Origin of the sequence: uncultured Roseivirga sp. (assembly GCF_963973945.1) — a bacterium.
Lineage (GTDB): Bacteria > Bacteroidota > Bacteroidia > Cytophagales > Cyclobacteriaceae > Roseivirga.
In genome coordinates, this window is the sequence record NZ_CAXBBV010000001.1 from 480,080 (window position 1) to 495,461 (window position 15,382).

General features: G+C 39.5%; 14 protein-coding genes. 7 read left to right on the forward strand and 7 right to left on the reverse strand.

Annotation, left to right across the window (positions count from 1 at the left end; all coding sequences use genetic code 11):
- Positions 1 to 40: 40 nt before the first annotated feature.
- From creD to AAC026_RS02240, 3 genes are read right to left on the reverse strand one after another with little or no spacing between them, the layout of a single operon-like run.
- Positions 41 to 1,390, reverse strand: a complete 1,350-nt coding sequence (creD, locus tag AAC026_RS02230) for a cell envelope integrity protein CreD (protein ID WP_339694724.1) — start codon at positions 1,388 to 1,390, stop codon at positions 41 to 43.
- 53 nt (positions 1,391 to 1,443) lie between these two features.
- Entirely contained in the window at positions 1,444 to 1,752 is a 309-nt protein-coding gene (locus tag AAC026_RS02235; RefSeq protein WP_084375943.1) for a transcriptional regulator, read from the reverse strand.
- Positions 1,749 to 2,369, reverse strand: a complete 621-nt coding sequence (locus AAC026_RS02240; RefSeq protein ID WP_339694729.1) for a hypothetical protein — start codon at positions 2,367 to 2,369, stop codon at positions 1,749 to 1,751. Before AAC026_RS02240 ends, AAC026_RS02235 begins: the two co-directional genes overlap by 4 nt.
- 172 nt (positions 2,370 to 2,541) lie before the next feature.
- On the opposite strand from AAC026_RS02240, the gene AAC026_RS02245 reads away from it, so the two are divergent.
- From AAC026_RS02245 to AAC026_RS02260, 4 genes are all read left to right on the forward strand, one after another.
- Positions 2,542 to 3,114, forward strand: a complete 573-nt coding sequence (locus AAC026_RS02245) for an RNA polymerase sigma-70 factor (protein WP_339694732.1) — start codon at positions 2,542 to 2,544, stop codon at positions 3,112 to 3,114.
- A 57-nt stretch (positions 3,115 to 3,171) separates the two neighbouring features.
- On the forward strand, positions 3,172 to 4,155 hold the full coding sequence (locus tag AAC026_RS02250) for a FecR domain-containing protein (RefSeq protein WP_339694734.1): 984 nt from the start codon (positions 3,172 to 3,174) through the stop codon (positions 4,153 to 4,155).
- A gap of 122 nt (positions 4,156 to 4,277) precedes the next feature.
- On the forward strand, positions 4,278 to 4,910 hold the full coding sequence (locus AAC026_RS02255) for a hypothetical protein (protein ID WP_339694736.1): 633 nt from the start codon (positions 4,278 to 4,280) through the stop codon (positions 4,908 to 4,910).
- A gap of 102 nt (positions 4,911 to 5,012) precedes the next feature.
- Positions 5,013 to 6,302, forward strand: coding sequence for an STN domain-containing protein (locus tag AAC026_RS02260; RefSeq protein ID WP_339694739.1), 1,290 nt, complete (start codon positions 5,013 to 5,015; stop codon positions 6,300 to 6,302).
- 68 nt (positions 6,303 to 6,370) lie between these two features.
- Here AAC026_RS02260 and AAC026_RS02265 read toward each other — a convergent pair whose 3' ends face one another.
- From AAC026_RS02265 to AAC026_RS02275, 3 genes are all read right to left on the reverse strand, one after another.
- Positions 6,371 to 7,030, reverse strand: a complete 660-nt coding sequence (locus AAC026_RS02265) for an HAD-IA family hydrolase (protein ID WP_339694740.1) — start codon at positions 7,028 to 7,030, stop codon at positions 6,371 to 6,373.
- A gap of 3 nt (positions 7,031 to 7,033) precedes the next feature.
- Positions 7,034 to 7,738: a TIGR00730 family Rossman fold protein gene (locus AAC026_RS02270; protein ID WP_339608253.1), complete on the reverse strand. Its 705-nt coding sequence runs from the start codon at positions 7,736 to 7,738 to the stop codon at positions 7,034 to 7,036.
- A gap of 156 nt (positions 7,739 to 7,894) precedes the next feature.
- Positions 7,895 to 8,806: a TIGR01777 family oxidoreductase gene (locus tag AAC026_RS02275; RefSeq protein WP_339694742.1), complete on the reverse strand. Its 912-nt coding sequence runs from the start codon at positions 8,804 to 8,806 to the stop codon at positions 7,895 to 7,897.
- Positions 8,807 to 9,052: 246 nt separating this feature from the next.
- Between AAC026_RS02275 and AAC026_RS02280 the strand changes: the two genes are divergently transcribed.
- The 3 genes from AAC026_RS02280 (at position 9,053) to AAC026_RS02290 (ending at position 14,143) form a co-directional block, all read left to right on the forward strand.
- Positions 9,053 to 10,552 (forward strand): hypothetical protein, encoded by a 1,500-nt coding sequence (locus tag AAC026_RS02280; RefSeq protein ID WP_339694743.1) that lies wholly within the window; start codon positions 9,053 to 9,055, stop codon positions 10,550 to 10,552.
- A gap of 119 nt (positions 10,553 to 10,671) precedes the next feature.
- A complete protein-coding gene (locus AAC026_RS02285; protein ID WP_339694745.1) occupies positions 10,672 to 13,548 on the forward strand; it encodes a TonB-dependent receptor in 2,877 nt (958 codons plus the stop codon).
- 385 nt (positions 13,549 to 13,933) lie between these two features.
- Entirely contained in the window at positions 13,934 to 14,143 is a 210-nt protein-coding gene (locus tag AAC026_RS02290; RefSeq protein WP_339694747.1) for a hypothetical protein, read from the forward strand.
- Positions 14,144 to 14,272: 129 nt separating this feature from the next.
- Here the strand turns inward: AAC026_RS02290 and AAC026_RS02295 are convergent, their stop codons facing one another.
- Positions 14,273 to 15,229, reverse strand: a complete 957-nt coding sequence (locus AAC026_RS02295; protein WP_339695310.1) for a MoxR family ATPase — start codon at positions 15,227 to 15,229, stop codon at positions 14,273 to 14,275.
- Between the last annotated feature and the right edge of the window lie 153 nt (positions 15,230 to 15,382).

Here is a 15,382-nt window from a genome sequence, read left to right on the forward strand (position 1 = left end):
CAAGAAAAGCCCGATACGGATTAATATTTTGAGTTTTAACTTATGACGCATGGCTAATGATTTCTTTAGATTTGATATTATACCAGTCTACTTTTCTAGATAAATACATGCAGAAGCCGAGCACTAAAACGAGGCCAAAACTGCCTACTAAAAGGGCAAAATCTTCGAGTTGAAGGATGATGAAAATGAAGGAATAGATGAGGGTGAAGAAGCCAAACATGACCATTGCCAATTTCGAGCTTTGCAATATTGATTTAGCGTAGAGCGAAACCATACCCACTATAATAGTCGATGCGATTAAGTAAGCATTGTTAAACCCAACTTGTTCAGAAAGGGAAAGCAACAGAGTGTAGAAAACGGTCAAAGCCAACCCAACAAGAATGTATTGAATAGGATGAATCCGCTTTTTATTCAGAATTTCAACAAAGAAGAAGGTTATGAAAGTGAGAAACAGAATGAGGATGGCATATTTAGCCGACCGTGTGTTGCGCTGGTAATTATCGACTGGCTGATAAAGGTCAACGCCAAAGCTAGAATTGCTGATCTGGTGCGCTCGTCCTTCCCATTGTTGTGGGTAATTTCTGTTCAAATCGAAGACCGACCATTCCGCGGTAAAACCATTGTCGGTAATGTTATAACTATCGGGTAAAAACTGTCCCCCAAAACTTGGGTGCGGCCAAGTAGAAGCCAAACTAATATTCGTGGTTTTGCCAATTGGATTGAAGGAAAGCGACTCGGTCCCGTTGATATTTAAATCGAAGGAAAAGGGAATTGACTTGCTCTCCGAATTAATTGCGACTTTACTATTAACACCCGAGCTCAATAAATCTTGAACAGGAATTCCCGAACCCGCACGATAGGTGTTTTCTCCAAATTGAATCTGAATATCAGATTGGATGCCCGCCATGTCGGGAATGCCGATAGACACAAAAGCTTCTGACCAAAGAATGCTTTCCTCTTCCACTTGAAAATTACTGAAGTCCAAGGCCTCAAATTGACCTTCGGCACTAAGTTCAGAATTGTAAACGATGACTTCGTAAATACCACGTTTCCGCTTTTCAGGATTCAACTTTCCTTTAACATCTAGCTGCGAGGGAAGAAAATGAGCGTAGTGCTTCGTGGTATAAGGGCCATCAACTCCTTTATGAGTTCTGTTAAACGGAATGGTGAGAATTGGCCCAGTAATTTCAACTGGGGCACCCCATTTTTGAGAAACCTCTTCCACCGCTTCAATCTGATTGATTTTCCTTTCGCTGATCAACGATTTGATCATTGAATTGGGGATTAGTAATACGGCAATTAGAAAACCAATGGACAGCAACTTTATGCTTACTGAGGTTTTAATGTTGTTGTTAATTTTTTCGAAAATTGACTCTTGTTTTTCTTCCATGATAATTGAGTTTAAAAGTACTTTGTGTTTCAAAGCATAAGGATAAAAAAATATTACCCTCTCCCTGTTTGTTCTTTAATTAAAGCCTCCAACGCATCGATATGCGCCATAAAGGCCACCTTGCCAGCTTTCGTGGCCACGTATTTCGTATTGGGTTTTCTACCCACAAATGATTTTTGCACTTCTATATATTCTTCTTTTTCCAAGGCCTTTAAATGGCTGGCCAAGTTACCGTCCGTTACTTCAAGTATTTCCTTCAGGCGGTTAAAGTCCATCTCTTCGCCTGCAATCAATGCGCTCATGATGCCCAACCTCACCCTGTTTTCAAAGGCCTTATTTAATGTATGTATGTTAACTTTCAACGTTCGTATTTAAAGTACATTACCGCACCGTATACAATGTGCATTACGCCAAAACCCAAGGCCCAAATAAGCAAGCCATAACCAGGGCTAAGACAAGCCAAAAGCCCAAGACCCGCTTGAATAATGCCCAAATAGCGAATATCTCTAAAGGTATATTTGCTGGCGTTAATCAATGCCATACCGTAAAAGATAAGCGTGGCTGGAGCCATAAGCGAAATAAAGCCACGAGTATACAGAATCATCACGAAAAGGCCACCGATTACCAGCGGAATCATAAGATTTAGAATTACTCTTTTTGCACTATCGTCCCAAGTTTTAACACCGTGCTTCTTTGCTTTTTTAGTAGTGAAATACACCCCTGTGCCCACAGCCAAAACAAACACGGCCACTAAATCTACAATTAGCCATGTCAGGTTTTCTGACACTTGGCGCTGACTGAGCATGTCGTGGTAGAGAATGGTACTGCTGTTGTAAATCAGCTTGTTGGCAATGAATGCCCCTATCAGCGCATAAATTCCGGCCAAAACCCCCGTTAACCCACTCAACGAAATAAACCGAGAGGATTTCTCCATAATAGAGCGAATCTCAGAGATGTCTTTCAAGTAATCCTTTTCCATATTAAAAGTACTTTGAGATGCAAAGTAAATGATTTGTTTTGATGGTGCAATATTATCCTCAAAAAAAAATGTTCTAGTTTTGCCGCTGGAAGTGAATGCGAGATTTTGCAAAGACTTCTGAGGTTCAATCATTCAGGCGCTTAATGTATAAGCATTTTTAACCGAGCATATTTTGACCGATAAAGCATTAATTGACCAAATCAAAAACGGAGACGAGCGTGCTTTCGAAAGCCTATTTCGAGAGTACTTCAAAGTACTTTCTGTTTTCGCGAAGAAATTCCTGAATGATCTGGATGCTGCGCAAGACATTGTGCAGGAAGTCTTTGTCAAATTTTATGAGCAAAGAGATAAGCTAGAAGTACATACTTCGCTCAAGGCGCTGCTGTACCAATCGGTGCGCAATCGATGCTTGGACCAGATCCGCAGCACACAAACCCGTAGCGGCCACCACGAGAATATTCTAGCGGCTTCTTTCGGAGCTGATATCGATACTTCTGACTTTATGGAGCAGGCGGAACTGGAACAAATGATTTACAATTCCATCGCCCAGTTGCCCGAACAATGTCAGCTCATTTTTAAGATGAGCCGATTAGAAGGAAAGAAGAACCAAGATATAGCCGATGAGCTCGGTATTTCCAAACGCACGGTGGAAACCCAGATCAGCAATGCGCTCAAACGCCTTCGCCTCGATCTTTTTGAATACTTAAAAGCATTGATAATCATTGCTTTAGAAATTCTTTCATAAAATTTTCAATTTGGCCTACGTGTGTTCTAGCATCGGGCCGTCATAATACTGAACTCAATGAAAAACAGAAGCACCATAGATGAACACCTGCTGCTTCCCTACTTAAAGGGAGAGGCCACTGAGGCTGAACTTCAGCAAGTGGAAGCTTGGTTGGCGCTCGATAAGGGAAATGCTGCTTTACTCGATAAATGGAAACAGGCTTGGAAACATGCTGATGCCATGGCTGATTTTGCTGCGATTGATGTAGACAAAAATTGGTTGCAAGTTCAAAGCAAGATTCAACCTAAAAAAGCCAAGCAGGTGTTCTTATTGCCAAAAATTTGGCGCGTGGCAGCTGCTATTTTGCTGATTGCTACGGTAGCGTTTTTAGGAAGAGAATTTATGAATAGCTCTGCTGGAGAAATGCAAACCCTAATGGCGGCCAGCTTAAACGGTGAAGCCGCTGTACTCCCAGATGGTTCGCAGGTTTGGCTAAAAGAAGGCTCTTCAATCACTTTTCCAGAAGAATTTTCTTCCGCGGAAAGAGAAGTAACCTTAAAAGGAGAAGGCTTTTTTGAGGTGGCACATAATCCTGAACAGCCTTTTATAGTAAAGGCCAAACAGACGGAAACACGCGTATTGGGTACTTCTTTCAACTTAAATGCTTCGCAAGAAGGGGAAAGAATAGAGCTGGTTTTAATGACCGGGAAAGTGAGATTTTCTACTCAAGAAGAGGTGGTGGTATTAGCACCTGGCGATCAGGTGGTGATTGATGAAGGCGGAAAACTTTCCAAAAAGGAAAATTCAAACGGAAATTTCTTGGCTTGGAAAACAGGCACTTTGGTTTTCGAAAACACGCCAATGAAACAAGTAATGGAAGACATTGCAAATGCTTATGGGATTGGCTATGAATTTGAAAATATAGCCTTTATGAATTGCCCACTGACGACAAGATTCGAAAATGAATCAATAGAAAATGTATTGCAAGCCATTGAAGCTCTCTTTGATATAGAAATAGAAGAAAATAACGGAACCTATATAATTAAAGGAAACGGATGTTAACGTAGAATCAATAATCAAAACAACATATACACTTTGCTTTTCAAGAATTGGTCGTTCGCGGAAGCAAAGTGAAAAGGTCTAAAACTCAAAAAACAATTCAACAACAGTCAAAAACAAAAATTATGAAAACAACAGTTTTAACAATCGCACTACTATTTATTGGCTTTGGTGCATTTGCCCAAGAGCCCGATCAAGAATTCAGAACAATTTTCAACAACAACGGTATTCGCAGCAATGGCGGTTACGGAGCCGTAACTACTGGCTACTCCAAAATTGCTGATCGGCATGCCATTTTAATGGGCGGCCATGGCGCTTGGCTAATCAACCAGCAGTTTGGCTTGGGCTTTGGCGGAACGGGCTTTGTTACCGAACGCAAAACAGACACACAATTAAATAACAGATATTCTGTAGCAGGCGGATATGGAGGTCTTAGAATGGAGTTTATCGCGCTACCAAATAGCCCAGTCCACCTTTCGTTTCCCGTACTAATTGGCGCTGGTGGAGTTACCTATGTTGAATCTGGCAGAGATTATGAATTTGCGAGAGAAGAAGACAGCCAAGCCTTTTTTGTAACCGAAGCTGGAGCAGAAATTGAAATAAACGTGATCAAGTTTATGCGAGTTTCATTTGGCGCACACTACCGCTATACTTCAGATATTAGCTTAACCTATTTGAGTACAGGCGCTCCTATTATGGATAAAGATGCGCTTCGCGGCCTTAGCGGCACGGTAAGTCTCAAATTCGGTAAGTTTTAAGAAATTGTTAAACCCAACTATATTTTAAACTAAACTACAGACCTTTGGTCCAGTAATTATACTGGGCCTTTGGCTTTTTAAACTGATATCAATTTAAACAATATGTTCTCTAGAGTTGTCCTCATTTGTTTATTCATGTCTTTTGGCCTTTTGGTCATGGGGCAAAGAGGAAATGATGTGCTGGCACGAAAGGTAACTTTGAATATTCGTGATACTTCAATTGAAGATATTCTGAAATCGATTGAAACTGAAGATTTTGCTTTCACTTATTCGGCCGAAGTATTTGATGTGAAAAAAAGGGTTTCCATCAATGTGAAGGATGAAACCATTGGCAATGTTCTAGAAATATTGTTTCGTGGTCAAGGAATGGAATGCCAGCAACTGGGAAACAAATTATTGATTAGGAAGAAAAGGGTTCCGAAGGAAACTGTACCAAAATCAGACACTACTCAAAAAGAAAAGGTCATAACACCACCTATTAAGCCTTCTGTTCCGAAAGAAACTAAATATACCACTGAGAAAGAGAGCAAAGAGGCTGAGGTAAAAGAGGTAAAATCTGATGAGGTAAACTCTAACAATGAGAAGCAAGAGGCTGACTCGGCCATGGGGAGCTCAACCCCTTCTTTTGAAGACTCAGCGTTAGAATCAGAAAACGGTAGGGTCGAATATTACAAAGAGAAAAGAAGGCAGACAGAAGCGATTGTGAATACATACAAAAACTATGAACTAGCCCCATTACTTTTTGTGCCTATTTATGAGGTTCATCCAAGAGCTTTACTTCCTGTTGAATTCAAAGGCGAAATTGCTGCTGAAGAAGTACCTAAAAAGGAGAAAGAGCCTAAACCAGAAAAGCCCGCAAGGGATAATAAGTTTAGGATCAATTTAGCACCAACGGTTGGCTATACCGAAATTGGTAACCGTGATGCCATTGCTATTGGAGGTCATTTGGTTTACAACCCCACAAAGAATTTTGGTATTGGGGTAGCTGGAAAAGGATTTCTTACCCGAAACGAACCTGATGTACGATTAGGAGCTGATTATTCATATTCTGGGGGGTACGGAGGCTTACTCTTAGAGGCTACGCTTTTCCCTAATCAGCCTTTCCATCTTTCATTTCCTGTAATTTTTGGACTTGGATCTGTAATGTACAATAGCCTTGAACCTCTGACTGGTTTGAATACTATTGAGGATGAAAGAACCATTTTTGTGTTTGAACCGGGCGCCTATCTAGAAATGAATGTGATTAAATACTTTCGTATTGGTTTTGGAGCAACTTATCGCGATGCCTCAAGTGCCAACCTAAAATACCAATCTGACGATCAACCTATATTGAATAAAAATGGCTTAGATGGCCTAAGTATTAATATTATGTTGAAGTTCGGGCTTTTCTAATTTTAGACTGAGGAAACTTCAAGTTCAAACGAATCCTCCAAGGGTTTCAAACTCTTGGAGGGTTCTTGTTAATTATTAGCTAACAAGGCCAGCTTCTTGGCCAGTTCTTCATGGCTACTAGCCACATCAAAAACACCCAACTGTTTTAGTTTTTCACCATGCCCCGGCTGAATGTGGCTTCCACCTAAAAAACCCAGCACCTTAAGCCCAGCTGCTAAAGCAGCCTGAACTCCCGTTTGGCTGTCTTCCACCACAATAATTTCTTCTTTGGGAATCCCAATGGTGCTAACGGCCAACTCATATACCAAAGGGCTTGGTTTAGCATGTGCTACCATTTCTGCAGAGAAAATCCTGTTCTCAAAATGGTGTGCAGCCTCTATTTTATTAAGGGCTTGGGCCACATAACTCGTAGCGCTATTTGAAACTACTGACTTAGAAACAGAAATGCTATTGAGTAAATCCGACACTCCCAAAATTGGTCGTACCCTTGCTTTCACTTTATCGTCAAGCAAGTGTACAATTGTATCTGTTTTCAAACTTGCTTTAAGAAAACCTTCGGCCTTGAGTCCATTAATAATATTGGAATAGGTTTTCCCTGTGTGCTGAAGAATAAACTCCTCCACGGAAATATTCACCTTCTCACTATTCAACCAAGCTACAGTTACTTCAGCGGCTACTATTTCGGTATCGATTAATACTCCATCGCAGTCAAAAATAATGTGCTTCACAAATTAGAAGTTCGGAGTAAGCAGATATTTAGAATAGAAATCGTCAATTACCTTTACCGCTTCTTCTGGTGTATCTACTAAATTGATAAGGTCTAAATCAGGAGAACTGATGTTTCCTTCATTCAGCATTACATCTTTAACCCAATCGAATAAGCCAGCCCAAAATTTTCTACCCACCAAAACAATCGGAAACCTTCCAATTTTATTCGTCTGAATTAAAGTAATGGCTTCAAACATTTCATCTAGGGTACCAAAACCGCCCGGCATTACCACAAAGCCCTGAGAGTATTTAACGAACATCACCTTTCTTACAAAAAAGTAATCAAAAGAAATGAGCTTGTCTGGGTCAATGTAGATGTTACTTCCTTGCTCATGTGGCAATTCAATATTTAGCCCAACCGACTTACCGTTTTCAGACTTTGCTCCTTTATTACCAGCTTCCATAATTCCAGGGCCTCCACCTGTAATTACTCCATAGCCGTGGCGCACTAATTTGGCAGCAATATCTTCCGCCATTTTATAATAAGGATGGCCTGGTTTTGTACGGGCCGAGCCAAACACTGACACACAAGGTCCAATTTTAGCCAGTTTCTCAAAGCCTTCTACAAACTCGGCCATTACTTTAAAAATTACCCATGAGTCATGGGTTTTAATCTCGTTCCAATCTCTGTCTTGAAACGCTTGCTTAATTTTATCTTCGTTTATCATTTTCTTTAATTTTTATCGCGCAGCAAATTAACGGGCTTTTCCCAATCTAGCGGTCTTAAATTCTTGATTATACTTGTTGCGATCAAGCAAATCCCTCTATCGATTAAAAATGGAAGAAGGCTCTTCCATGGTACAAAAGGATGACCGTTCTACAACTTACTTGTTTTTTGCCAAATCTTCCAAAGCATTTTGAAGCTTAGCATATTTAAAATCAAAGCCAGTTTTACTTATTTTGTAAGCACTCACCTTATTTCCTCCAGTTACCACTTGCGCCATTTCACCTAAAAAAAGGTTCAGTACAAATTTAGGAACCGGAATTGGTAAGTACAGTTTTCCAAACGCCTTGGCTGCCCTTTTTGTAAACTGTCTGTTAGTCAATGGCTCTGGAGCTACTCCATTGTATGAGCCAATCATACTTTCTTCTTCCACAGATTTACATAAAACTCTAACCAAGTCGGTAATATGAATCCAGCTCATGAACTGCTTACCACTGGCAAGAGGGGCAGCAACTGGCGGAGCTAACAGCTTTGGTAAAGCACCTCCTTCATTACTTAACACTACCCCAATTCTGATTTGAACCACACGAATACCAAGTTCGGTAAAGCGACTGGTTGAATCTTCCCAAGCCTTAACAACCTCAGCCAAAAAATCGTGCCCAGCTGGAGATTTTTCTCTCAAATTAGTATCCCCAGTGTCCATACCGTAGTAACCAACAGCCGATGCAGCCACCAAAGTTCTCACATTGTGATCTGTACTTTTCAGTTTTTCATACAGTAAATTAGAAGTTTGGGTTCGACTTTTCAGTATTTCCTCTTTACGGTCCTTCGTCCATCTTTTATCGGCTACCCCAGCGCCTGCCAAATGCACTAATGTATCGACTCCCTCAAAAGCTCCTTCTTCTATATATTCTTTTTTATAGTCCCACTGAAAAACGGGAGGTGTTTCTCCCTTTCCCTTTGAACGACTTAGTAGGCGTACTTCATGACCATTTTTCTGAAGTAGTTTAACAAGTTCGGAACCCACCAAGCCAGTTCCTCCAGATATTAAAACGGATTTAGACATATTCATAACTACGGGCTTTTAGACTGGGGACGATACTGAAGTAATATATAAAGTAACCCCATGAATAACATAATGGTTTTGTATTAACGCATTTGATGTTATCCAGTTATTTTTTGACTAGCTGCCTTAACATTAAAATAATATATATAACCCTTTAGTAATCGAAATGTCAACTATTCTTAACAGCGTTTTTGACTCTTTCTAGACTCCATTGAGTTGCTTTGCACTTAAATAAAAAACCTAATCAGAATCATGAAAAAATCTTTTAACAAACTCGTTAGTCTATTCGCTGTAATGGCAATAGTATTCACTGTTGCTTCCTGTGGCGATGATGATACTTTACCGATGACTCCAAGTATTTCTAACCCAGATACGCAAAGCGTAGAAGTAGGTAGCACTATTCAAGTGCAATTTGATGTAACAACTGCTGGTGGATTTACTTCATCTACTGCAACTGCAGTAAATGGAAATGCAACAATTAGCAGTAACATGAACGCAGGAGATCTTTCTGGTTCTATCACAGTTGACTTTACGGGTTCAGCTGCAGGAGCAGGAGCAATTACTCTTTCTGTAACTGATGCAAGTGGCCAGTCTAAAGAAGTTACTGTAGTTATTACGGTAGCTGCAGAAATTAAAACTATTACAGTAAGCAGTAACATTACTGGCGAAGTAACTTGGGAAACTGGTAAAACATACATTCTAGCAGGTAGAATTACTGTTTTAGACCAAGCAATTCTTACTATTGAGCCTGGAACTGTAGTAAAAGGTCAAGCGGGTGCTGGAGCTAACGCTACTGCTCTTTTAGTTGCTAGAGGTGGTAAATTAAATGCTGTTGGAACAGCTGCTTTGCCAATTATTTTCACATCAATCGCTGATGAGATTACTCCTGAAGATGTTGCCGCTGGTAACCTAGCTAGCCCTAATTTGACTGAAGAAGTAGCTGGCCTTTGGGGTGGAGTTATTGTTCTTGGTAAAGCTAAAATCTCCGCTTCTAACACATCAGGTGACGTAAGTGAAGTTCAAATTGAAGGTATTCCTACTAGTGATCCAAATGGTTTATATGGTGGATCTGATGACGCTGACAATTCAGGAACGATATCTTATGTTTCAATTCGTCACGGAGGAACTAACATTGGTAATGGTAACGAAATCAACGGCCTAACTTTAGGTGGTGTTGGAAATGGTACTACAATCAGCAATATCGAAATCGTTTCAAATCAAGATGATGGTGTTGAATTCTTCGGTGGCTCAGTTAACGTTTCTAACGTTGTAGTTTGGAACATTAACGATGACGGAATTGATACTGACCAATCATGGTCTGGTACTTTAACCAACTTTGTAGTTATCGCTCCAAATACTGCTGGTGCTCACGCATTCGAATTAGATGGCCCTGAAGGAACATTTAAGGCAGGACATACAATCAAAAATGGTACTGTACTAGCTTCATTCGGATCTAGAGCTGCTGAAAACCTGATTGATGTTGATTTGAACTCAGTAGTTACCTTGGAAAACATTTTCATTACAGGTATCAAAGCAGGACAGGATATTAACAAAACAGGAGCTGAAGCCCCTGAGGTTGTTTATACCAAAATAGAATTAAACGTTGCCTCTGCTGACCTACAAAACTATGTTACTGGAACTATTCCTGCAGGAATTACAGCAGCAAATACTGCTAGCACAGGAGTTGGAGCAGATTTAACAAAATTCAGTTGGACTTGGGCTTCAAAATCAACAGCCTGGGGTTCACTATAATAATAAACAATACACAAAAAGCTTGTTCGCTTATGCGGGCAAGCTTTTGTGTTTACTACTAGTTCGCAATTGTTCTCGGGTTTTTGCGGCTACTGAAATTATCACTAATAACTGTACATATGAACAAGATATCTTTATCTTATTTAGTCTTCTTTTTGTTTACAACATTCAACCTCATTGGTCAAGAAGGTATAATTCGAGGAACCGTCTATGAGGAAGCAAGTGGAGAAACACTGATCGGTGCAACTGTAGCTGTAAAAGGAACCAGCAAAGGCTCAATCACAGATTTCGATGGAAAATTTGAAATCAAAGTTCCAGCAGGCACCTATGAACTCCAAGTTTCTTTTGTTTCGTTGAAAACAATCACAATCTCTGAGGTTGTAGTTACAACCGACAAACCAGTAATCATTAATAATATTTTTCTTAAAGAGGAAATCTCAGAACTAGCAGAAGTTGTAATTACAGCTGAACTAGAACGTGATTCTGAAATAGCGGTGAATATTATCAAAATGAATGCTCCAAACTTATTGGATGGAATAGCCGCTGCTAGCTTCAGAAAAATAGGAGATTCAGATGCTTCAAGTGCTGTAAAGCGAATTACTGGTGTTTCCGTAGAAGGCGGTAAATATGTATATGTACGAGGTTTAGGAGACAGGTACACAAAGACTACATTAAACAATGTAGATATTCCAGGCTTAGACCCCGATAGAAACAGTCTTCAAATGGATATCTTTCCTACAAGCTTGATTGATAACATGATGGTGTATAAGTCGGCTACGGCAGAATTACCAGCAGACTTTACAGGAGGAGTAGTAAACATAGAAACTAAAGATTTACCAGATGAGAAAATTTTCGATATCTCTTTTGGTCTTACTTATAACCCTTCTATGCACTTCAATAAAAACTTTATTAAGGGCAACTCAGGCAACACTGACTTTCTAGGTTTTGATGATGGCACCAGAAAGCTACCAGAAGAGGCAAGGAACGAAAACATACCAAGCCCAGTAAGCGGAAACAGTAGCCAAGAAGTAAACCAATTCTTAAAGAAATTTAATCCAACACTAGGGGCTACAGAGCAAACTAGCTTTATGGATTACAGTGTTTCACTTACTTCTGCTAATCAATTCGGCCTATTCAATGGAAACAAACTAGGGTATATTTTTTCTGCAAACTACAAGAGCTCGACAGCTTTTTATGATGATGTATCGTATGGAGAATATCAAAAATATATAGATCCCTCACAAAACGAGCTACGTTATGCTACTGTTCAGAACGGTATCAAATCTGAAAACAACGTACTTGTAGGCCTGTTAGGTGGTTTAGCTTACAAAACAGATAACGCTAAAATTAGATTAACTGCGCTACACCTTCAGAATGGCGTAAGTACAGCTGGTCAATTCTATATCGACAACGATGGACAAGCAGTAGGTCAATCTGGCTACAAAGCATTTTCTAATAACATAGAATATAACCAAAGAGCCCTCACCAATATACTTTTAAGTGGCGAGCATCATATTCAAGAGAATAACTGGGAAGTTAAATGGGCATTATCTCCAACTTTCTCAAGCATTGACGACCCAGATGTAAGAAAGACTGCTTTTACCTATAGCAATACCGATACTACTTTCTCCGCAGGTGCTGGAGGAAACCCAAGCAGAATTTGGAGAGAGTTACAAGAAGTAAACTTAGTTAGCAAAGTTGATATTATTAAAAACAGCTTACTTTTCACAAGAGCAGCCAAGGTGAAATTTGGTGCTAGCCATGTTTATAAAGACAGAGATTATGAAATTTTAAGTTATGACCTTCAGTTTTTTGGAGCCCAACCAGATTTTGGAATCGATCCTAACAATGTATTGACAAACGAAAACCTTTACCCTAATGGTACATTGTATTACTCATCGGGTAATAACAACCCTAACCCTAATGCTTACAACTCAAATGTAACCAACATAGCGTTTTACGGTGCCGCTGAATTTAACCCTTCGAATAGCCTAAAAGCAATTGTTGGTTTAAGAGCAGAACAGTTTACACAAAAGCATACTGGTAGAGATGTTGCCTATGCAAGCTTAGGAAACGGCAATAACTTAGTTGACGAAAAGGTACTTGATGCGCTAGACCTATTCCCTTCATTGAATTTAGTTTACAGTCTAAAAGAGGATGTTAACCTTCGATTTTCTTATTCTAAAACAATTGCTAGACCTTCATTCAAAGAGCTTTCTTTTGCTCAAATAATTGACCCACTAACCAATAGAATTTTCAATGGTGGACTATTTGAGTATGGCGATTGGGATGGTAACCTTACTGAAACTAGAATTGACAACTTAGATTTAAGATGGGAAGCCTTTATGTCGAGAGGAGAAAGCTTAACCGTAAGCACTTTTTATAAGGGTTTCGATAAGCCAATTGAATTGGTTAGAATTCAGGAGCAACAAACAAGTACAGAATACCAACCTAGAAACGTAGGTGACGGAACTGTGTTAGGGCTTGAAATTGAGTTTAAAAAGAACCTAGGTTTCATATTTGAGTCTGCGGAGAACTTTAGCCTTGGTGGAAACCTTACTTTTGTTGACTCCAAAATAGAAATGACGGATCGCGAATTTAACGCAAGACGCCAATACCAAAAAGAAGGAGAACGTTTAGGCAAGAATCGTGATATGGCAGGCCAAGCCCCATACATTCTTAACTTTAGCTTAGGGTACGACAACTATGAAACAGGATTTGATGCAGGTTTATTCTACAATGTAAAAGGCTCAACTCTTTATATCGTTGGGGGTGGATTGTTCCCTGACGTGTACACAGAGCCATTCCAAAGCCTAAACTTCAACCTGAACAAGAGCTTTGGTAAAAATCAGAATACCTCTTTTAGTTTTAATGTTTCGAATATTCTAAACGACAAAAGAGAAGAGGTTTATAGAGGTTATAAAGCACAAGACCAAACCTTTACAAGCTTCAGTCCAGGCAGATCATTCAGCTTAGGTTTAAAGTATTCATTCTAAGAACGAACAACATTATATTTAAAAAGACGCTCAGCAATGGGCGTCTTTTTTGGTTTAGGGCTATCGGGGAATAAGTAGGTTACACACTGATTTATAGCGTATTATAGAATAACATTAAACAATCAATTTAAAAAAATCAATAGAGGGAAGTTAAAAAAACAAGCATATAAAGTGCAAAAGGCGTGTGTATAAACAAAGTGTAAAAGTAGTGGGTAAGTTCTGGGGTTTTTACTTGACAAGACCGAAATTAAGTCAGTACATTTATAGCGGGACGCGATTTGAGGTTTTAATAGACTGAAAATCAGTCCCTTTTTTGTTGCTTATTCCTGAGTTCTTCTCAAAAGTATACTTGAAAGGAAATTGAAAACACTTTACAGCGTAGGCAATGGAATGGATAGTATCAATAGAGATAACAAGTTGGGGTTGGGGTCTGATCATACTTACATTGATTAGTTGGTTTGGAGGAATTACCCTTTCCAAAATCAATAACAAGCACAAATCGGAGCAGCTTGATAAGGTTTTAAAATATAAAGGGTCAATTCAAATTGAAGAAGGCAATCAAAAAGATTCGCTTAGAATCAATAAGCTCAAATAAGATGAATATTGTAGACCTTTTTGCTGGCTCTGTTGGATTGGTGTAAGAATAACCAACTCTCCATATTCTGCGCAAAAAAGGCCACAATTCTCATTGCAGCCTTTTCAAATTCTTATGCTAGAAAGCTGATTAATGATTAATCGGAATCTTCTTAAGAAGCTTTTCAATAATGTGCTCGGTAGTGATACCATCAGCTTCAGCCTCATAGTTGAGGATAATCCTGTGGTTCAATACATCCATTCCAATTGCCTTAATATCTTCAGGTAAAACATAATCTCGGCCATTCATAAAGGCATGTGCTTTAGACGCCAAGTTGAGGTTAATACTCGCCCTTGGTGAAGCACCAAACTGCATATAGTAAGCCTCTTCAGTTAAGCCAAAATCTTTAGGGTTTCTTGTGGCAAAAACTAGCTCAATAATATATTTCTCAAGTGATTCAGAAATAGAAACTTGGTTTACCTCATTTCTAATGCTGAAAATATCCTCTTTGGTCAATAGCGTTTCAAGCTCAGGCTTAAAAGCCATATTGGCCATTCTACGCATTACTTCTAACTCTTCGTCCTTCGTTGGGTAGTCTACTTTTACCTTCAACATAAAACGGTCAATCTGCGCTTCTGGCAAGCTGTAAGTTCCTTCTTGGTCTACTGGGTTTTGAGTAGCGAGTACCAAGAATGGTCTATCCAGCTTAAAACTTGTTTCACCAATCGTCACCGTTTTTTCCTGCATGGCCTCAAGCAATGCCGACTGTACCTTGGCTGGTGCACGGTTAATTTCATCGGCCAATACCACGTTAGTAAAAATAGGGCCCTTTTTTACTTCAAATTCAGCCTTCTTCTGATTGTAAATCATGGTACCGATCAAATCGGCAGGAAGAAGATCTGGTGTAAACTGAACTCTTTGGAAATCCAAATGAAGTACTTCTGCAAGTGTATTTACAGTTAGCGTTTTTGCAATACCTGGAACCCCCTCTAAAAGAATATGTCCGTTGGTAAATAAGCCAATCATCAGTCGGTTTACCATATATTCCTGGCCGACTACGATCTTACTTACTTCCGATGCTACTCTGCTTATTTTTTCTTGGTGTATTTTAGCCAATTCTGCTGATACCGCTTCCATTGTCAACTTATTTGTTAAAGGGCTCTAAATTAGAAATTTTGATCAATTACTGGGGTCAATACTCAAACGAGATGCTAAAGTTTTCCAGTGTTGGTAGAATAAGGCGAATATCGGTCTTTTCTC